This window comes from Acidovorax sp. Root568 (assembly GCF_001427445.1).
In the GTDB taxonomy this organism is placed as follows: domain Bacteria; phylum Pseudomonadota; class Gammaproteobacteria; order Burkholderiales; family Burkholderiaceae_C; genus Acidovorax; species Acidovorax delafieldii.
The window spans coordinates 407,808-425,762 of sequence record NZ_LMGP01000001.1 but is presented as its reverse complement, the minus strand read 5'-3'; the positions used below and the strand labels follow the sequence as shown (position 1 = coordinate 425,762).

At 66.8% G+C, this 17,955-nt stretch carries 17 protein-coding genes; 2 read left to right on the top strand and 15 right to left on the bottom strand.

Annotated elements, in window-relative coordinates; all coding sequences use genetic code 11:
- Window positions 1-10: 10 nt before the first annotated feature.
- Window positions 11-952, bottom strand: a complete 942-nt coding sequence (locus tag ASD75_RS01950; RefSeq protein WP_056742669.1) for an ABC transporter permease — start codon at window positions 950-952, stop codon at window positions 11-13.
- A gap of 60 nt (window positions 953-1,012) precedes the next feature.
- On the bottom strand, window positions 1,013-2,671 hold the full coding sequence (locus ASD75_RS01945; RefSeq protein ID WP_056742668.1) for a TIGR04028 family ABC transporter substrate-binding protein: 1,659 nt from the start codon (window positions 2,669-2,671) through the stop codon (window positions 1,013-1,015).
- Between the two features lie 324 nt (window positions 2,672-2,995).
- Between ASD75_RS01945 and ASD75_RS01940 the strand changes: the two genes are divergently transcribed.
- Complete coding sequence (locus tag ASD75_RS01940) at window positions 2,996-3,580, top strand: OsmC family protein (protein ID WP_056742666.1); 585 nt, start codon at window positions 2,996-2,998, stop codon at window positions 3,578-3,580.
- Between the two features lie 26 nt (window positions 3,581-3,606).
- The gene (locus tag ASD75_RS01935) at window positions 3,607-4,419 is read left to right on the top strand and encodes a VOC family protein (RefSeq protein ID WP_056742664.1); all 813 of its coding nucleotides are present in this window, start codon (window positions 3,607-3,609) and stop codon (window positions 4,417-4,419) included.
- Between the two features lie 110 nt (window positions 4,420-4,529).
- On the opposite strand, the gene ASD75_RS01930 is transcribed toward ASD75_RS01935, so the two are convergent.
- From ASD75_RS01930 to ASD75_RS01870, 13 genes are all read right to left on the bottom strand, one after another.
- Entirely contained in the window at window positions 4,530-6,578 is a 2,049-nt protein-coding gene (locus tag ASD75_RS01930; RefSeq protein ID WP_200947548.1) for a family 2A encapsulin nanocompartment cargo protein cysteine desulfurase, read from the bottom strand.
- Window positions 6,579-6,584: 6 nt separating this feature from the next.
- The gene (locus tag ASD75_RS01925; RefSeq protein WP_056742658.1) at window positions 6,585-7,517 is read right to left on the bottom strand and encodes a family 2A encapsulin nanocompartment shell protein; all 933 of its coding nucleotides are present in this window, start codon (window positions 7,515-7,517) and stop codon (window positions 6,585-6,587) included.
- Between the two features lie 75 nt (window positions 7,518-7,592).
- On the bottom strand, window positions 7,593-7,862 hold the full coding sequence (locus tag ASD75_RS01920; protein WP_056742656.1) for a helix-turn-helix domain-containing protein: 270 nt from the start codon (window positions 7,860-7,862) through the stop codon (window positions 7,593-7,595).
- Window positions 7,859-8,791: a serine O-acetyltransferase EpsC gene (gene epsC / locus ASD75_RS01915; RefSeq protein ID WP_056742654.1), complete on the bottom strand. Its 933-nt coding sequence runs from the start codon at window positions 8,789-8,791 to the stop codon at window positions 7,859-7,861. Before epsC ends, ASD75_RS01920 begins: the two co-directional genes overlap by 4 nt.
- Window positions 8,792-8,856: 65 nt before the next feature.
- The gene (locus ASD75_RS01910) at window positions 8,857-9,336 is read right to left on the bottom strand and encodes a rhodanese-like domain-containing protein (RefSeq protein ID WP_056742652.1); all 480 of its coding nucleotides are present in this window, start codon (window positions 9,334-9,336) and stop codon (window positions 8,857-8,859) included.
- Between the two features lie 614 nt (window positions 9,337-9,950).
- Window positions 9,951-11,210, bottom strand: coding sequence for a branched-chain amino acid ABC transporter substrate-binding protein (locus ASD75_RS01905; protein ID WP_082564848.1), 1,260 nt, complete (start codon window positions 11,208-11,210; stop codon window positions 9,951-9,953).
- Window positions 11,211-11,261: 51 nt separating this feature from the next.
- Window positions 11,262-12,896 (bottom strand): long-chain-fatty-acid--CoA ligase, encoded by a 1,635-nt coding sequence (locus ASD75_RS01900; protein WP_056742650.1) that lies wholly within the window; start codon window positions 12,894-12,896, stop codon window positions 11,262-11,264.
- 164 nt (window positions 12,897-13,060) lie between these two features.
- Complete coding sequence (gene ubiD / locus ASD75_RS01895; RefSeq protein WP_056742648.1) at window positions 13,061-14,548, bottom strand: 4-hydroxy-3-polyprenylbenzoate decarboxylase; 1,488 nt, start codon at window positions 14,546-14,548, stop codon at window positions 13,061-13,063.
- A gap of 66 nt (window positions 14,549-14,614) precedes the next feature.
- The gene (locus tag ASD75_RS01890; protein WP_056742646.1) at window positions 14,615-15,211 is read right to left on the bottom strand and encodes a UbiX family flavin prenyltransferase; all 597 of its coding nucleotides are present in this window, start codon (window positions 15,209-15,211) and stop codon (window positions 14,615-14,617) included.
- Window positions 15,204-15,617 carry a putative zinc-binding protein gene (locus tag ASD75_RS01885; RefSeq protein WP_056742644.1) on the bottom strand — a complete coding sequence of 138 codons (414 nt, stop codon included), beginning with the start codon at window positions 15,615-15,617 and terminating at the stop codon, window positions 15,204-15,206. The genes ASD75_RS01890 and ASD75_RS01885 overlap by 8 nt, the downstream gene beginning before the upstream one ends.
- Window positions 15,618-15,619: 2 nt before the next feature.
- Complete coding sequence (locus ASD75_RS01880; RefSeq protein ID WP_056742643.1) at window positions 15,620-16,141, bottom strand: SCP2 domain-containing protein; 522 nt, start codon at window positions 16,139-16,141, stop codon at window positions 15,620-15,622.
- 15 nt (window positions 16,142-16,156) lie between these two features.
- On the bottom strand, window positions 16,157-16,777 hold the full coding sequence (locus ASD75_RS01875) for a hemolysin III family protein (protein ID WP_056056758.1): 621 nt from the start codon (window positions 16,775-16,777) through the stop codon (window positions 16,157-16,159).
- Between the two features lie 17 nt (window positions 16,778-16,794).
- Complete coding sequence (locus ASD75_RS01870; RefSeq protein ID WP_056742642.1) at window positions 16,795-17,757, bottom strand: U32 family peptidase; 963 nt, start codon at window positions 17,755-17,757, stop codon at window positions 16,795-16,797.
- Window positions 17,758-17,955 lie beyond the last annotated feature (198 nt).

The window sequence follows — 17,955 nt, the reverse complement described above, 5'->3', positions numbered from 1 at the left end:
CGGAATCTCCTCAGGTGCCCAGGCGCGAACGCAGGCGGGGGTCGAACACGGGGTAGAGCAGGTCCACCACCAGGTTGATGAAGACAAAGGCCGTGGCCGAGACCACCACCACGGCCTGCAGCACGGCGGTGTCCTGGTTGCCCACCGCTTGCTGCGTGAGGCTGCCCAGCCCGTTGAGGCCGAACACTGCCTCGGTCACCACGGCCCCAGCCAGCAGCTCGCCAAACAGCACGCCCGCAATCGTCAGCGTGGGCAGCACCGCGTTGCGCGCCACGTGTTTCCACAACACCCACTGGCGTGAGGCGCCCTTGGCGCGCGCCACGGCCACGAAAGGCTGGGTGAGCACCTCGTCGATGTTGCGGATCAGGATCTGCGCCAGCGGCGCGGCGATGGGAATGGCGAGCGTGAGCGTGGGCAGCACCAGGCCCTGCCACTTGCCGGGGTTGATCACCGGAATCCACCCCAGGCGGAACGACACCACCTGGATCAGCATGATCCCCAGCCAGAACACCGGCACCGAGATGAACAGCGAAGGCAGCGACTGCAGCGCCGAGCGCAGCCACCCCCAGCGCGTGAGCTGCGACGCAAAGGCCAGCAACACCGCCAGCAACAACGCCGCCGCAAAACCCAGCCCCGCCAGGCGCAGCGTGGGCGGCAGGTTGGTGGCCAGCCCCTGGCTCACCGGCACGCCCGCCTGCACCGAGTAACCGAAGTTGCCACTGAGGAAACCCAGCAGCGTGTGTTGGTACTGCTGCCACACCGACGTGTCGGCCCCATAGGCCGCGCGGATGTCGGCGATCTCCTGCGGGCCCAGGCCCAGCTCGGGGTTCAGGAACTTGATCAAGATCGCATCGCCCGGCAACAGTTGCAGCAGCACGAACGACGCCGTGAAGGCGGCCCACAGCACCAGCAGGGCCTGCCCGGTGCGGTTGGCGAGGTACTTGATGAACATATCGATCATTCCTTGTGCTGCAAAGGGCGCTGGGCCTGCGAAACTGGCGGCGTCAAAAGGTCAGTGTTTTGCAGCGACCCAGGTGCCGTAGAAGCTGGGGCGGCCCACTGCCTCAAACTCCACACCCTTCACCGAAGGCGCACCCGCAAAGGCCTGCGGCTCTTCGAACACCGGGATCACATAGGCCTGGTCGATCAGGTAGTTCTGCACGTCAGCCGTGAACGCGAGCCGTTTGGCCGGATCGGTCTCGGCGGCAATGGCTTCGAGCAAGCCGTTGAGCTTCGTGTCTTCGAACGACTTGACCTTGCTGCTCACCCCACCCTTTTGCAGCAGCACGTTGCGGTTGGTGGGGTAGTAGTTGCTCTTGATCACGTCGGGGTCGGCGCGGCCCACCATGCCGGGGGCGATAGGGGTCTTTTCGGGATCGAGGCTGTCCACGGTGCGGCTGCCAGAGTCGCCCGCCAGCACATTGAGCTTGACGCCCACCTTGGCCCACTGCTGGGCCACGAGCTGCAGGGTTTCCTTGTTCTGCGGCTGCGGCAGCGACTCGTACGCGGCCAGCACCAGCTCCTTGCCGTCCTTCTCGCGCAGGCCGTTGGCATTGAGTTTCCAGCCGGCGTCATCCAGCAATTGTTTGGCCTTGGCCTCGTCGTAACCCAGCTTGGCCGACAGGTTCACATAGCCCAGGGCCGTGGACGCGATGACCGATGTGGCCTGCGGGTAGTTGGCCGAGAACAGGGTCTGCACGATCTCCTTCGTGTTGGTGGCATGCAGCAGCGCCTGGCGCACCTTCACATCAGCCACCAGCGCGTTGTCCGGGCGAAAGACCACGCTGTTGTTCACGCCGCGCGTGGAGGGCGCGTAGATGGCGAACTTCTGGTCGAGCACGCGCTTTTCGTCATAGGCCTGCACCTGGCGGATGAAGCCCGCTTGGCCAGACAAAAGCGCACCGATGCGCACGCTGTCCTCGGGCGTGACGATGAGCTTGATCTCGTCGAGGCGCGCACGGCCCTGGTGGGCGTGCTTGGCGGGGCCCCATGTGTAGTCCTTGCGGGCGGTGAGCGTGAGCTCCTTGCCCAGCGTCTCGGCCGCCACCACGAAGGGCCCGGAGCCGATGATCTTGGTCGCATCGCCCAGCTCTTCAAACGGCCGTGCCAGCGTGGCCAGCGACACCAGGCCCGAGCCGATGACGGACGTGCCCTGCAGGAAGCCGGGCGATGGCTTCTTGAAGTAGAACTTGACGGTCAGCGGGTCCACCACCTCACTGCGTTCGTAGTTGTTGAGGACTTCTGACACGGGCAGCTTGAGCTCCTTGTTGCCCAGACCGTAGGTGTCGTAGTTTCTGGCCACGGCGACGGCATCCAGCGGGGTGCCGTCCGAGAAGGTCACGCCTTTCTTCAGCTTGAAGGTGTACTCGGTGGCAGTAGGGTTGACCTCCCACGACTCGGCGATCCAGGGCTGGATCTCCAGCGTCTTGGGGTCTTGGTAGGTGAGCTTGTCGGTGATCTGGTTGAGGATGCCGCCGTTCGGATAGAAGCCCCCTGCAGGCGGGTACAGGTTGGTGTGGGCCTGCTGCTCCAGATACACCAGCGTGCCGCCCTGCACGGGTTGGTCGGTGGCGGCACCGGTGGAGGCGGCTGGCTCGCTGGCCTGCTTGGAGCAGCCCGCCACCAGCACGCCCAGCGCCAGCGCAGACGCACCCCACACCCTCCATCCCATTGATTTCTTCAGAGAAAACACGTTCGTACCTCGTCGCCGGACCGGCATTGACAGACCATGAAACACCGGCCCCAAAGTGGGCCGATTCATGTGTATGCATGCTATCGACGCACCATCCAAACGTGCACCTATTACGTAGCATGCATATTCGGAAAACGACGAAGCAGGCCGCAGCACACAGCCCCGCCCGGCATATCTGAAACCCGCATATGCGAGCGCAGTTTTGTTTGTTTCCAGCGCGGGTGTGGCCCCGAACAATGCATGTGCGACGCCGCTTTACCCACGCCCGATGTCCGGGCGCGGAAGGCGTTGGAAAGAACATCCATGCCCCATTCGAATAGCCACCTCAACGACTACCTGGCTGAAAAGCGTGCCGCCGTGCTCGCGCGCAATGCCGCCATCGACGCAGGCACTGCACAACCGGCCGCCCTGCAGGCGCGCGTGAGCGCCGAGGGCCGCAGCGGCGTGCGCCGCATCCGCGTCCGCGACCACCAGGTCATCAGCGACAGCCCGCCCGACTTCGCGGGCTACAACCTGGGACCCAGCTCGCCCGAGTTGCAGCTCGGTGTGCTGGGCAGTTGCGTGACACACATCTTCCTGATCCAGGCGGCCTTGCGCCAGGTGCCTTTGACGAGCCTGGAGGTAGAGGTCAGCGGCGTGATCGACCCGCGCGGCGGCAAGCCTGGGCACGAGGCCACGCCCATCTGGCCGCACCACATTGCCTACACGGTGCATATCGACTCACCCGCCAGCCGGGCTGACATTGACGCGCTGTTTCTGGCGGTCGAGCAGACCTGCCCCATCCTCAGCCTGCTGCGCAACCCGCAGCACATCCACGCCGAAGTGAAGCTGGTGAACTCCGTTGCCTCCGCACCCCTACGCGCCACCACAGAGGCCGTGGCGGCCTGAACTCGACGAAAGCAACAAGGAACCCCATGGCATTGACACTCGACCACATCGTGATCGCGGTGAAGGATCTGGAGCAGACCATCACCGACTACCGCGCCCTTGGCTTTAACGTGCTGCAGGGTGGCGAGCACCCGGGCCGGCCCACCTATAACGCGCTGGTCGTGTTGGCCGATGGCGCCTACTTTGAACTCATCGCCTGGCGTTCCCCTTCGCCCGGCGACCGCTGGTGGGAACTGCTGAACCAGCATGGAGACGGCATCGTGGACTTTGCATTGCTGCCGCCTGGGACTGCGGCCACCCTGAGCAACGCACAGGCCCGGGGCCTGGCGTACAGCGGCCCGCACGACGGAGGCCGCCTGCGGCCCGATGGCGAGCGCCTGCAATGGCAAACAGCCCGCCCGCCGTCGGCCGATCTGCCGTTTCTGTGCGGAGACCTCACGCCCCGCGCGCTGCGCGTGCCCGAGGGGGACGCCCGCGTGCACCCCAACGGCGCACGCGGCGTGCTCAGCCTGTCGATTGCGGTGGAAGACCTTGATGCCAGCCTGGCCCACTACCGCGCCTTGCTGGACGAGACACAGGCGGCACACATTGGCACGCCGTTGGTGTTGCCTGGCGCCGGCGCACGGGTGGCCACCATAGCCCTGGGAACCACCACGCTGGTGCTGACGCAGCCAACCCAAAGTGCTGCGCCGCACGCCGCCGGAGCGCAGCAGCTTGCCACGCGTGGCCCCGGGCCGTTTGCCGTGGTACTGGGCGCCAGCTTGCCTGCAGCACAGACTGCCCTGGCATGGGGACTGGATCAGACCCACGGAGCAGCCATTGAGTTGGCGGTGGCCTGATAGCGGCTGATCCACACACTGCCGCCCCATAAAAAAGGGGAAGTGGGCACAACACCCACTTCCCCTTTTTTGATCGCCAACCGGCTGACAGTGCAGCCTGTGTGCGCTGGCTATCGCCGTTGCGCCGCCAGCCTGCGCACCACGGTCGTGAGGCAGTCGATTTCGTCAAACGTGTTGTAGAACGCCAGCGACGGTCGCACTGTGGTCTCCACGCCAAAGCGGCGCAGGATGGGCTGCGCGCAGTGGTGGCCCGTGCGCACCGCAATGCCCTCCTGGTTGAGCGCCTTGCCGACCTCTTCCGTGGTGTAGCCCGCGAGAACGAAGGACATCACGCTGGCCTTGTGCGCCGCCGTGCCGACCAGGCGCACACCCGGAATGGCGCCCAGCTGCTGCATGCCATACACCAGCAGGTCATGCTCGTACTGCGCAATGTTCTCGATGCCCACGCGGTTCACGTAGTCGATGGCGGCCCCCAGGCCCACGGCGTCGGCGATGTTGCCGGTGCCGGCCTCGAACTTGTTGGGGATAGGCTGGAACACCGTCTTCTCGAAGGTCACGTCGGCAATCATGTTGCCGCCGCCCTGCCAGGGTGGCATGTCTTCCAGCACCTCGCGCTTGCCCCAGACCACGCCGATGCCGGTGGGCCCGAACACCTTGTGGCCGGAGAACACGAAGAAGTCGGCACCGATGTCCTGCACGTCCACCCGCATGTGCGAGATGGACTGCGCGCCATCGACCAGCGCCTTGGCCCCTGCGCGGTGCGCCAGGGCCACGATCTCCTTCACGGGCACCACCGTACCGAGCGCGTTCGACACTTGCGTGACGGACACGATCTTGGTGCGGTCGTTCAAGAGCTTCTGGTATTCATCCAGCAGCACCTGGCCCGAGTCGTCCACCGGGATCACGCGCAGCCTGGCGCCCTTGGCCGCCGCAAGCTGCTGCCAGGGCACGATGTTGGCGTGGTGCTCCAGGTGGCTGACGATGATCTCGTCGCCCTCGCCAATGTGTTGCGCGCCCCAGCTCTTGGCCACGAGGTTGATGGCCTCGGTGGTGCCGCGCACAAAAATCACCTCGTTCACATCCGGCGCGTTGATGAAGTGCTTCACGCGCTGGCGGGCGCCTTCGTAGGCGTCCGTGGCACGTGCAGCCAGCTCATGGGCGGCGCGGTGGATGTTGGAGTTTTCGTGCTCGTAAAAGTAGCTGATGCGGTCGATGACCGCCCGGGGCTTGTGCGTGGTGGCCGCGTTGTCGAACCACACCAGCTGCCGGCCATTCACGCGCTCGGAGAGGACGGGAAAGTCGCGGCGGATGGCATGCACGTCGAACGGCGGATGCTGCCCCTGCCCCGCCAGCGGCACCGTGGCGTGCGGCGCGGGCTTGGCCGGGGTGACATAGCCGCTGGGCAACACCACCGCATCGGCAAAGTAGAACTGCGGTGCAGTGCTATGAGACGCCTGTGCCAAAGGTGCGGGCGAGGTCGCTGATGTGCCGCGCAGGTCCACCCCTTGCAGGTTGGCAAACGGCTGGCGGGCCAGTTCGTCGCTGACACGCGTGGGGCCCAGCGCATTGCCTGGCGTGCCGCTGTGGCCACCGGGCGAAGGCTGTCCATGGTTGGGCGACAGGAAGTAGAACGGTAGTGCGCTGGCCACAGGGTGGCTGCCAGCAGATGCACCGCTGGCACCCGCCGCCTCGGGCACACCCAGCACGCCACTGCCAAAGCGGGGCTCATAGCCCGGCACGGCAGTGACCACGGTGTCGGGCACGCCATTGGCGGCGGTGGCGTGGGGCAGCAGAGCGGGCGCCCTGTGCGCTAGCGACAACATAGGCGTAGGGGATGCGGGCACCAGATTGCTGCCCGGCACTTGTCCTTGCGGAAACGGCGTGCCCGGCACGCTGGGCCCAAAGCCCGCTGGGCTGGCCAGCGGCGAGCCCGCAGGCGCGATGTTGACCGGTGCCTGCACACCGGCCGGTGCGGGCGATGCCTGGGCAAAGCTCGGGACAGTGGCCGGTCGTGTGGAGGGGGTGCTGGAGGGCAGCTGCGGCGTCTCGCCCGGCCGGGCCGAGAAAATCGCCGTGGCCATCTGTGCCAGCAGCGCCGGGCTGATCGGCGCCTCGGGTGCGTCGGGCACGCCCGCTGAGGTGGAAGGGATGTTGCTCACCGCAGATTACTTGTAGGTGTCAGGGTAGTCGTGGTACTTGTTGACCTCGACGTCATCCAGCACCGCCAGTGCGTCGCTGGTCAGCACCGCCAGCGAGCAATACAGCGAGATCAGGTACGACGCGATCGCGTGGTTGTTGATGCCCATGAAACGCACCGACAGGCCGGGGCCCTGCTCGCCCGGCAGGCCCGGCTGAAACAGGCCCACCACACCCTGGCGCTTGTCGCCCACGCGCAGCAGCAGGATCTTGCTCTTGCCATCGGCCACGGGCACCTTGTCCGAAGGGATCAGCGGAATGCCGCGCCAGGTGATGAACTGCGAGCCGAAAAGGCTCACGGTGGGTGGTGGTGTGCCACGGCGGGTGGCTTCGCGCCCGAAAGCGGCAATGGCCAGCGGGTGCGCCAGGAAAAACGCGGGCTCTTTCCAGACCTTGGTCAGCAGCTCGTCCAGGTCGTCCGGCGTGGGGGCACCGGTGAGGGGGAAGATGCGCTGCTCTTCCGTCACCTGCGCCAGCAGGCCGTAGTCGGGGTGGTTGATGAGTTCGCTTTCCTGGTTTTCCTTGATCGTTTCGATCGTCAGGCGCAGCTGTTCCTTGATCTGGTCGTGGGGGCTGCTGTACAGGTCCGACACGCGGGTGTGCACGTCGAGCACGGTGCTCACGGCATTCAGGTGGTACTCGCGGGGGTTTTCTTCGTAGTCCACAAAGGTGCGTGGGAGCTGGTTCTCCGACTCCTTGGCGGTGCACGCCACCTTGATGGCTTCAGGGTTCTTGACCTTGTTGAGGCGGTAGATGCCCGCCTCCACCGGCACCCACTGCAGCAGGTGGGTCAGCCAGCGGGGGCTGATGGTCTCCAGCTGGGGGACGGTCTTGGTTGCATTGGCTAGTTGCCGTGCGGCGCTATCGCCGAGTGCGGTCGTGCCGCCCACTGTTGCCGACATAGTGAAACTCCCTGGGGTAAAAATCAGTGATGAAAAATGGAATGGGCGCAGTGTCCCGTGGCAGCGTGGGCCGCCTCAACAGGCTATAGCCGCCAACTCGATGCCACGCACCAGCTGGGCACGCTGAACAGCCTCGCCCCGCACCACCAGGCCCGAAGCCGCCACGCCCAGCGCACCGGCCAGCTTCTCGACGGTGGCCAGCGAGGCAATCACGCTGCCCCGCTCGATCTCGCCCACATAGGAGCGGTTGAGGTCGGAGTGTTCGGCCAGGCGCTCCTGCGACCAGCCCCGGGCCTCGCGCGACTGGCGCACGGCGATGCCAAAACCCTGGACCAGCGTGCTCATAGCGCAGCCCCCGCCAGCACGGAGGCAAAACGGCCCGACTCCAGCGAGCTGGCCTGGGTGACATTGCCGCCGGCCGGCACGTCGTGCGTGAGCCAGACGTTGCCACCGATGACGGCGCCCCGGCCCAGCGTGACGCGGCCCAGGATGGTGGCCCCTGCATAGATCACCACGTCGTCTTCCACCACCGGGTGGCGCGGCAAGCCCTTTTGCAGGTGGCCTTCGGCATCGGTGGGAAAACGCTTGGCGCCCAGCGTGACCGCCTGGTAGACCCGCACGCGCTGGCCGATGACGGCGGTCTCGCCAATCACCACACCCGTGCCGTGGTCGATGAAAAATCCCGCTCCAATCTGCGCGCCGGGGTGGATGTCAATGCCGGTTTCGCTGTGCGCCAGCTCGGCCACGATGCGCGCCAGCAGAGGCAAGCCCAGCTGGTACAGCCGATGTGCCAGCCGGTGGTGGATCATGGCCAGGATGCCGGGGTAGCACAGCAGCACTTCGTCCACACTGCGGGCCGCCGGGTCGCCCTGGTAGGCCGCCAGCACATCGCTGTCGAGCAGGCGGCGGATGGCGGGCAGCGACTGCGCAAACGCCTGGGCCGACCGGCGCGCCTGCGCTTCCACATCCGATCCGTCCAGCGCCTGGCGGCGGGCGCTGTAGCGCAGCTCCAGACCGATCTGTACATGCAGCGCATGCAAGGCGCTGTCCAGCGTGTGGGCCACGTAGAAGTCTTCGCTCTCCTGGCGCAGGTCGTAAGGGCCCAGCCGCATGGGAAAAAGCGCGCCCTTGAGCTGGTGTACCACCTGGGCCAGCGCGTCGCGCGAGGGGAACTCGCGTTCGCCCGCATCCTGCACGCGGTTGTGCGCATCGCGCCACTCGCGCCGGGCCGCGCTCAACGACTGCGCGATCTGTTCAATGTCAAAAAGGGCCATGGGTTTCACACCGGTCGTACCGGTTCATCCAGTCTGCAAAGTTCGGGAGGTCCGCGCGCTACTCTTCAGTCCTGCACCCACGGCAGGTTGTGAAAGCGCCATCCATCGCCACCGCCGCGGTGCTGCAGGGCATCGATCTCGCCTTCGAAGCCTTCGAGCACGTTGAACACATGGCGGAACCCCGCTGCTGCGGCTGCCTCGGCCGCCAGCACCGAACGCTTGCCGCTGCGGCACAGCAGCAGCGCCACGGCATCTTTGCCGCCGTCCTTGGCCAGCCTGGCTTCCAGCTCGCGCACAAAACGCGGGTTGCGTGTGAGCGCTGTGCCCGTGGCCCAGGCCACATGCTGGCTGCCGGGCACATGGCCCACAAACTTGCGCTCTTCGGCCGAACGCACATCCACCAGGACAGCCTGGCCCGACTGCACCAGCGCCCACGCTACGGGCGGGCGCACGCCACCGGCGTAGTTCAGCCCCTGGGCAGCGGCATCTGCGCGGGCAGCCTCCAGGGCTTCGGGCAAGGTGATCTCAAGGGCATCGGCGGACATGGACAGGGTCTCCTGGAACGTGGGGGAAAGCGGTTTTGGATGGGGATAGCCACCAATCTATGCCGTGGTCAGTCAAAACCAAACGAATAAAAATCGTTTTCTTTACAACCAAATCATCTGACGGGGGATGCAAAGACCGAAAGAAGGAGACCTGGCGTGCCGCACGCCCTGCGGAGCAAGGGCTCGCCTGCATGGGGCTTGCGCCTCCCGCACGGAGCCAGGGGCGCAAAAGCGCCGAGGCGGCGCACGCCCCACCAGGGCGTGCAGGGCAAGGGGTGTTGGAGGTGTGGGGTGGCAGTCAACGACGGCTGCGGACTGGGGGCCTGGGCTGGCGCGTGGATGCGATCACGCACAGAGCCCGCGCGCGTGGGCCGTGTGCACGCGCCGCTCACAAGCGACAAAGAGCGGGGCCGATGCCGGCCACGCCAGTCAAAGAATCACCGGCTTGCGCCAGCAGTTAAAGGTGGCTTATCCCGATGCACGGCCGTTTGCGCTGCGGACCGATGCCGCGCTGATGGCAAGGCTCCGCAACGAGCGTGCCCTTGAGGAAAGCGTTTGCGCCTGCAGCAGCTACGCACAGTGCGTGGCGTGCAGGCGCAGAGATGGCGGGGCGCTCAGGACGGCCGCTTCATCTGACACGACGTCGGCTGGGCGCTGATGTAGTTGTCCCACGCCACTTCGGAGCGGAAGCCGTAGCCGGTTTTCTCCGCGTCGTACTTCACGCCCTTGCTGCCCTGCTTGGCCCAGATGCCCAGGTACAGCGGGGCTTCGAGCTGGTGGTCGGTCTTGCGCATGCGCACCTCGCCCATGGGGCTCTTGTAGGTCATGCCTTCCAGGGCCAGGGCCACCTTCTTGGCGTCGGTGGACTGGGCCTTGCGCATGGCTTCTCGCAGCATGTGCACGCTGTTCCAGTGGGCGGCAAACACAAAGTCTTCACCGGTCTTCTTCTTGTAGTCCACGTAGATCTTTTCCAGCTCGGGGGTGGGGGCGTTGTGCACCCAGTTCCAGATGACCCCGACCTTGCCTTCGCCCCAGGGCCCGATCTGCGCGGGCGTGCCGGGGTTGTTGGCATTGAGCGTGAAGTAGTTGATGTTCAGGCCATAGTCGCGCGAGGACTTGAACAGCAGCGTGAGGTCGCTGCCCCAGTTGGAGGTGATGACGGTGTCGGCCTTGGTGGCGGCAATCTTGGCCACGTACGAGGCGAAGTCGCGCGTCTGGGCGATGGGGATGAAGTCATCGCCCACAACCTCGATGTCAGGCCGCTTGCGGGCCAGGTATTCCTTGGCAGCCTTGGAGACCTGGCGGCCGTGGGTGTAGTCCTGGTTGAGCAGGTAGACGCGCTTCACGTCCTTGCGGCCTTGCAGGTAGGTGGTCAGCGCCTCCATCTTCATCTCGCTCGACGGATAGAAGCGGAAGTGCCAGAAGCTGCAGCGCTCGTTGGTGAGCTGCGGGTCCATGGCGGCGTAGTTGAGGTACACGGTCGCGCGCTCGGGGTCGCGCTCGGCGAGCTTGTTGAGCGCATCCACCAGCGCCAGCGCCACGCCCGAGCCACCGCCCTGGGTGATGTAGCGCACGCCCCGGTCGGTGGCAGCCTTCAGGGCGTTCAGGCTCTCCTGCGGCGTGCCCTTGTTGTCAAAGTCCATCACCTCGAACTTGGGCTCGTTGGGCCCGGCCTTGGCGTTGACCTGCGCCACCACCTCGCGCAGCTGGTTGAGCGAGCTTTGGCCGGTGAGCGCAAACGGGCCGGACAGCAGGTCGATGAAGCCGATCTTCACCGTCTCGGCAGCCCCGGCGTGCGCAGCCATCACCAGCGCTGCGGCGCATGCGCCGGCCTTGAGCCATTGATGAGGCCATTTCCTGGGAACCATGTTCATGTGTGTCTCCGTGGGGTGGGTGGGTAGGAACTGCGTCAATGCGGGGCGATGTCACTCGCCGCCGAACACCGAGCCATGGCGTTGCCGCAGCTCGTTTTTCTGGACCTTGCCGGTGCCGCCCAGCGGCAGGCTTTCGACAAACAACACTTCGTCGGGCAGCCACCACTTGGCAACACGCTCTGCGAGGAAGTCCAGGATCTGCGCCTTGTCGAGTGACTGGCCGGGCTTGCGCACGATGAAGAGCAGCGGGCGTTCGTCCCACTTGGGGTGCTTGACGCCGATGACAGCGGCCATGGCCACCGCCGGATGCGCCACGGCGGCGTTCTCCAGGTCGATGGAGCTGATCCACTCGCCGCCCGACTTGATCACGTCCTTGGTGCGGTCGCGAATCTGCACCACGCCCTGGGGGCTGATGGTGGCGATGTCGCCGGTGGGAAACCACCCATCGGCCAGCGCCGAACGCTCGGCCTTGTGGTAGCGGTCCACGATCCACTGGCCGCGCACCATCAGCTCGCCCTGCGCCACGCCGTCGCGGGGCAGGCGGGCGCCGTTTTCGTCCACCAGCTTGAGTTCGATGCCGAACACCGACTTGCCCTGCTTGGCCACAAGTGCGTGGCGCTCCTCGGGCGGCAGTTCGGCATCGGCAGCGCCCAGCACGCTCATGGTGGCGATGGCGGTGGTCTCGGTCATTCCCCAGCCATGGCGCACCTCCACGTCGTACAGGTCGTTGAACTTGGCGATCAGCGCCTTGGGCATGGCCGAGCCGCCCACGCCCGTGCGGCGCATGGTGGTAAAGCGCAGCCCGTGCTGTTCCACATGCTGGATGAGGCCCATCCAGATGGTGGGAACACCCGCGCTGACGGTGACGCGCTCGGTCTCCATCAGCTCGTACAGGCTGGCGGCGTCCAGGCGCGGGCCGGGCAGCACCAGCTTGGCCCCGCCAATCAGGGCCGCATAGGGCAGGCACCAGGCGTTGATGTGGAACATGGGCACCACGGGCAGGATGGTCTCCCGCGCGCTGATGCTCAGCACGCCCGGCATGCAGGCCGACAGGGCACTGAGCGCCAGCGCCCGGTGCGAATACAGCACGCCCTTGGGGTTGCCGGTGGTGCCCGAGGTGTAGCACAGCGCTGCGCCGGTCTTTTCATCACATTCGGGCCACTCAAAGCGGTCATGCTGGCCGGCCACCAGTGTCTCGTAGGCCTCGACCCCGGGCACCCCTTGCAGGTCGATGGTGCCGAGCGTGTCCGCATCACACAGCGCCACCCAGTGCCGCACGCGGGGGCACGACGCCGCAATGGCGCGCACCAGCGGTGCAAAGGTGGTGTCAAACAGCACCACCTCGTCGTCGGCGTGGTTGACGATGTAAGCCAGCTGCTCGGGGTGCAGGCGCGGGTTGCAGGTGTGCATGACCATGCCGCTGCCGGACACGGCGTAGTACGCCTCCAGGTGGCGGTGGTTGTTCCAGGCCAGCGACCCCACCACGCTGCCAGGGCGCAGGCCCAGCGCCTGCAGAGCGTTGGCCAGCTGCCGGGCGCGCCGGGCCATGTCGGCAAAGCGGTAGCGGTGCAGGCTGCCATTGGTGTCGCGCGAGACGATCTGCTGGTCGCCGTACTGGTTCTCACCGTGCTCGAGGATGGCCGAGACCAGTAACGGCCGATCCATCATGCTGCCGGGCTGCTGCATTGCTGTCGTCTCCTTGTGGTGTGCGCGGTGCTGCATCGCGGCATCCGTGGGATGCCGGTGCAGAGCCCTCTTTGCCGGGGCTGGCGCATCGTCGCAAACAACGCGGGGCGTGCTTGTCTTCTACGTGACTGGGGAGCTCTGCACCGCCGCGGTGCGCGGTGGTGTCACAGGCCCAGCGCTGTGAAAAGCCCGTCCACGCGCGCCTGCACGGCGGCGTCCATGGCCATGGGGCGGCCCCATTCGCGCTGGGTCTCCCCCTGCCACTTGTTCGTGGCATCCATCCCCATCTTGCTGCCCAGGCCGCTGACAGGTGAGGCAAAGTCCAGGTAGTCGATGGGGGTGTGCTCCACCAGCAGCGTGTCGCGCGCTGGGTCCATTCGGGTGGTGATGGCCCAGATCACTTCCTTCCAATCGCGCACGTCCACATCCGCATCCACCACCACGATGAACTTGGTGTACATGAACTGGCGCAGGTGGCTCCACACGCCCATCATCACGCGCCGCGCGTGGCCCGCGTAGGCCTTGCGGATGCTGACCACCGCCATCCGGTAGCTGCAGCCTTCGGGCGGCAGGTAGAAGTCCACGATCTCGGGGAACTGCTTTTGCAACAGCGGGATGAACAGCTCGTTCATCGCCAGGCCCAGCACGGCGGGTTCGTCGGGCGGCTTGCCGGTGTAGGTGCTGTGGTAGATCGCGTCCTTGCGCAGGGTGATGCGGTCCACGGTGAGCACGGGGAACTCGGCGCATTCGTTGTAGTAGCCGGTGTGGTCGCCGTACGGCCCTTCCAGCGCATGCTGCCAGCCGCTCGCGTGGTGGGCATCGGGCTGGATGTGGCCTTCGAGCACGATCTCGGCGGTGGCGGGCACCGAGAGGGGCACACCCAACGCGGGCGCCACCTCGGTGCGGGCGCCGCGCAGCAGGCCGGCGAACTGGTATTCGCTCAAGCTGTCGGGCACCGGCGTGACGGCGCCCAGCAGCGTGGCCGGGTCCGCCCCCAGCGCCACGGCCACGGGGTAGGGCTGGCCGGGGTGGGCAGCGCAGTGGTCGGCAAAGTCCAGCGCCCCGCCCCGGTGGGCCAGCCAGCGCACGATGACCTGGTTGCGTGAGAGCACCTGCTGGCGGTAGATGCCCAGGTTCTGCCGCGCCTTGCGCGGGCCACGCGTGATGGTCAGGCCCCAGGTGATGAGCGGGGCCACGTCGCCGGGCCAGCAGTGCTGCACGGGCAGGCGGGCCAGGTCTACGTCGGGCCCTTCCCACACCTCCTGCTGGCAGGGTGCGCCGCGCGCCACGGTGTGCGGCGCCATGTTCCACAGGGTCTTGAGCAGCTGGCCCATGCCGAGCATGTCCTTGAAGCCTTTCGGCGCCTCGGGCTCCTTGAGGGTGGCCAGCAGTTCGCCCAGGGCGCGCACGCCGTGCAGGTCGGCCACGCCCATGGCGCGGGCCACGCGGTCTGTGGTGCCAAACAGGTTGGTGAGCACCGGCATGCGGTGGCCCGTGGGCTGGGTGAACAACAGCGCCGGGCCGCCTGCGCGCAGCACGCGGTCGCTGAGCGCAGTCATCTCCAGGTGGGGCGACACGGGCTCCGCCACACGGCGCAGGTCGCCCGTGGCTTCGAGCTGGGCCATGAAGTCGCGCAGGTCGCTGTAGGCCATGTCAGGTTCAGGATTTGAATGAAATCGGCCGATAGCGCAGGTATTGATTGCGCCAACAGCTATAAATTAAGGAGCATTCAGCTCCAGGCCCTGCCACCGAGGCGCCAGGGCGTGCGGCACATCCATGAGGTCGAGCACGCGCGCCACGCTGTAGTCCACCACCTCGCCCACGGTCTGCGGGCGCAGGTAGAAGGCGGGCAGCGGCGGGCAGATGATGCCGCCCATCTCGGTCACGGCCACCATGTTGCGCAGGTGCGTGAGGTGCAGGGGCGACTCGCGCACCATCAGCACCAGGCGGCGGCGCTCCTTGAGGGCCACGTCGGCCGCACGCGTGAGCAGGTTGTCGGCCAGCCCATGCGCTATGGCAGCCAGCGTGCGCATGGAGCAGGGCGCGACCACCATGGCATGGCACTGGAACGAACCGCTGGCGATGGCCGCGCCCACGTTGGCCACGTCGTGCGCGCGGTGGGCCAGGGCCTCGACGGCGGGGCGGTCCAAGTCCAGCTCGTGCTGCAGGTTGCGCCAGCCGGCGTCGGAGACGACCAGGTGGGTCTCGATGCCGCTTTGGCCTTGCAGCACCTGCAGCAGGCGCGCGCCGTACACGGCGCCGCTGGCGCCCGAGATCGCGACGATGATGCGGCGGGTGTGGGCAGCATCAGCCATGCGAGGGCTCCACCACAGAAGGGCGCCGCAGGGGCTGGGCCTGCTGGTCAGCCTCCACCTGCTCCAACACCAGCGCGGCCTGCACGGGGTCAAAGTCTTCGTGGGTGCGCTTTTTCACGCCGTATTGCTGCAGCTGGTAATGCCGGTCGGCCACGATGCCATGGCGCGCCAGCGTGCTTTTCACGCAGACCAGCGGACAGCCGTCGAGCGCGATGATGGGCCGGCCCGAGCGCACGGTCTTCATCAGGTGCGGCACATCGCCCCCCACGCCCGCAATGCACGACATCTCGGCCACGCCGCGCCGGTCGAGCTGCAGCGCCACATGGTTGGCCAGCTGCGCGGCGCTGGAGCAGCCGGAGCAGGAATAGACCAAGGGGTGGTTCTGGGGATGGGTGTCGGTGGTCATGCTCACCCTCCGTTGCGTGGAGTGGGGTCGAGGCGGCGGCGCAGGTGGCCCAGCACCTGGCGCGGCGCCAGCTTGTGGACCCACTGGCGCGGGTCCAGCACGGGCAGCTCGATCGCATCAAGCGCGTTCTTCACCACCAGGCCTAGCTCGGTGTCGCCCTCCATCGACAGACGGCGGCTGAAGAACAGCGTGTCGGGGTCTTGCTGGCGCTGGGCCAGCAGCAAAAAATCATGGGCCGTAGCGCTCAGCGTGACATCGGCCACCTGCGGCGGCACCAGCGGTGCATGGGGGGCGAAGCGCTGGCCCGTCCAGGCAAAGTCGAACGCCACGCGCGCATCGCGCACCTGCACCCGCATCTTCTTGTGCAGCAGCACCTGGCCCACGTCCGCAGGCAAGTGCCGCGCGAGCGCCAGGTTGAGCGCGGTTACCAGCAGCTGCGAGCCAGGGTAGGCGGGCAGGCGTGCCAGCACAGCGCCCACGGGCGCAGGAACGACCAGGGGGAAACGAAGAGGAGAAGCCGCCATGAGACAGAAGGGCCCTCAGGCCACGTAGAAAAACACGGTGAAAAAGTGGCAGACGCTGCCGCCCAGCACAAACAGGTGCCACAGCCCGTGGCCGTGGCGCACGCGGTGGTCCAGCGCATAGAAGACGATGCCCAGCGTGTAGCAGGCACCGCCCGCCAGCAGCCAGGCAAACCCGGCTGGCGTGAGCGCCTGCCACAGCGGCACCACGGCCACCAGCGCCAGCCAGCCCATGAGCACATAGATGACCAGCGACAGCACGCGTGCGCCACGCGCCCACCAGATCTCCTGCGCAATGCCCAGCAGGGCCAGGCCCCACACCACGCCCAGCAGCGACCAACCCCAGGCGCCGCGCAGCGACACCAGCGCAAACGGCGTGTAGCTGCCCGCAATCAGCAGGTAGATGCTGCAGTGGTCCAGCTTTTGCAGCACGGCCTTGATGGTGCGCCGGCGCACGCTGTGGTACGCGGTGGAGGCCGCGTACAGCGCCACCAGCATGGCGCCGTAGATGCTGAACGCCACCACCTTCCACGGGTCGCCCAGGCGCGCCGCGAGGGTGATGAGCACGGCCGTGCCTGCCGTGGCGAGCAGGGCACCCACCAGGTGGCTGATGCTGTTAAAACGTTCTCCGGGGTACATGGTGATCTGCCTTGTGGTTACGGGTGCATGGAGGGCTGAGCGGCTGCACCGCCCGCCGCGCCGTGCATCCCCTGCTCCAGCCCCGGGCGCCCGAACCAGTAGCCGTTGCAGGGCAGATCGGGCATGAAGGGTTGCATGCGCTCCACAAAGTCGGGCGCGTTTTCAGCAGTGGCTTTGGCGGCTGCGGCACGGCGGGCTTCGTCAAACGCGGCGATCACCTGCGCCATGTGCTGCGCCTGCGGGCTCAGCCGCACCACGTCCACGCCCTGGGCCTGCATCGCCGCCAGTTCGTTGGCCAGGTTGTAGACGCGCGCCGATTGCGTTTGTGTGCCGTTGAGCACCAGAAAACCCTCGCCCTCGCGCGTGCGCAGCGGCAGACCGTCGGCGTGTTGCAGGCAGCTGAACTGGCAGTCGTCCTTGGGCAGGTTGCGGTGGCGGGCGGTGAAGCAGCGCGCCGAATAGGCCAGGGGCATGCGGCCGTAGGCAAACACCTCGGTCTCGATGCCTGCGGGCCGCTGCGCCAGCACAGCAGCGAGCGCGTCCTGCGACATCTCCAGCGGCATCACCCAGCGCGTGGCGCCCCGTTGCGCCATCCATTGCAACGCGGGCGCGTTGTACAGGTTCAGGTGCGGCCCGGCCACAAAGGCCTGCGGCCCGGCGGGTACACGCGCAAGGCAGCTCACTGCCCCCATGTCATTGGCCTCGACCAGAAATTCGCCATTGCCCGTGATCTTGTGCATCACGCCCACGTCGGCGCTGGACTCGATGAGCACCTGGCTGGACAAGACCGCTTCCTTGCCCGCGTCCCGCAGCATGTGCGCCAGCGCCAGCCAATCGGCCAGGCGCAGCTCATGGCGGCGCGAACACACCGTCTCGCCCAGGTACACCACATCCACAGGCGTGGCGGCCATGGCTTCGTAGAACGCGAACACGGTGTCGCGGGGCCAGTAGTACAGCAGCGGGCCGAGAGCAAGTTTCATGGGGCGGTCTCTAAGGTTTTCATCGTGGTAGCCAGGCGCCAAAGCGGCTCACTGAGTTCGAATCTGGCGCGGCCCAGGCCAGCGACCGCCGCGCAAGGGCCGCCAAGCCGCGTATGCGGCGCTTCGCTGGCGTGCGCTGGCGGTGTCCCCCTTCCCGCATCGCGCAAGCAAGGCGAGAGAAGGGGAAGGCGCGCAGCG

What these genes read in the sequence shown, in the direction of transcription:
- ASD75_RS01950 (WP_056742669.1), bottom strand. Translation starts at nt 952, where the DNA reads ATGTTCATCAAGTACCTCGCCAACCGCACCGGGCAGGCCCTGCTGGTG.
- ASD75_RS01945 (WP_056742668.1), bottom strand. Translation starts at nt 2,671, where the DNA reads ATGGGATGGAGGGTGTGGGGTGCGTCTGCGCTGGCGCTGGGCGTGCTG.
- ASD75_RS01940 (WP_056742666.1), top strand. Translation starts at nt 2,996, where the DNA reads ATGCCCCATTCGAATAGCCACCTCAACGACTACCTGGCTGAAAAGCGT.
- ASD75_RS01935 (WP_056742664.1), top strand. Translation starts at nt 3,607, where the DNA reads ATGGCATTGACACTCGACCACATCGTGATCGCGGTGAAGGATCTGGAG.
- ASD75_RS01925 (WP_056742658.1), bottom strand. Translation starts at nt 7,517, where the DNA reads ATGTCGGCAACAGTGGGCGGCACGACCGCACTCGGCGATAGCGCCGCA.
- ASD75_RS01920 (WP_056742656.1), bottom strand. Translation starts at nt 7,862, where the DNA reads ATGAGCACGCTGGTCCAGGGTTTTGGCATCGCCGTGCGCCAGTCGCGC.
- epsC (WP_056742654.1), bottom strand. Translation starts at nt 8,791, where the DNA reads ATGGCCCTTTTTGACATTGAACAGATCGCGCAGTCGTTGAGCGCGGCC.
- ASD75_RS01910 (WP_056742652.1), bottom strand. Translation starts at nt 9,336, where the DNA reads ATGTCCGCCGATGCCCTTGAGATCACCTTGCCCGAAGCCCTGGAGGCT.
- ASD75_RS01905 (WP_082564848.1), bottom strand. Translation starts at nt 11,210, where the DNA reads ATGAACATGGTTCCCAGGAAATGGCCTCATCAATGGCTCAAGGCCGGC.
- ASD75_RS01900 (WP_056742650.1), bottom strand. Translation starts at nt 12,896, where the DNA reads ATGCAGCAGCCCGGCAGCATGATGGATCGGCCGTTACTGGTCTCGGCC.
- ubiD (WP_056742648.1), bottom strand. Translation starts at nt 14,548, where the DNA reads ATGGCCTACAGCGACCTGCGCGACTTCATGGCCCAGCTCGAAGCCACG.
- ASD75_RS01890 (WP_056742646.1), bottom strand. Translation starts at nt 15,211, where the DNA reads ATGGCTGATGCTGCCCACACCCGCCGCATCATCGTCGCGATCTCGGGC.
- ASD75_RS01885 (WP_056742644.1), bottom strand. Translation starts at nt 15,617, where the DNA reads ATGACCACCGACACCCATCCCCAGAACCACCCCTTGGTCTATTCCTGC.
- ASD75_RS01880 (WP_056742643.1), bottom strand. Translation starts at nt 16,141, where the DNA reads ATGGCGGCTTCTCCTCTTCGTTTCCCCCTGGTCGTTCCTGCGCCCGTG.
- ASD75_RS01875 (WP_056056758.1), bottom strand. Translation starts at nt 16,777, where the DNA reads ATGTACCCCGGAGAACGTTTTAACAGCATCAGCCACCTGGTGGGTGCC.
- ASD75_RS01870 (WP_056742642.1), bottom strand. Translation starts at nt 17,757, where the DNA reads ATGAAACTTGCTCTCGGCCCGCTGCTGTACTACTGGCCCCGCGACACC.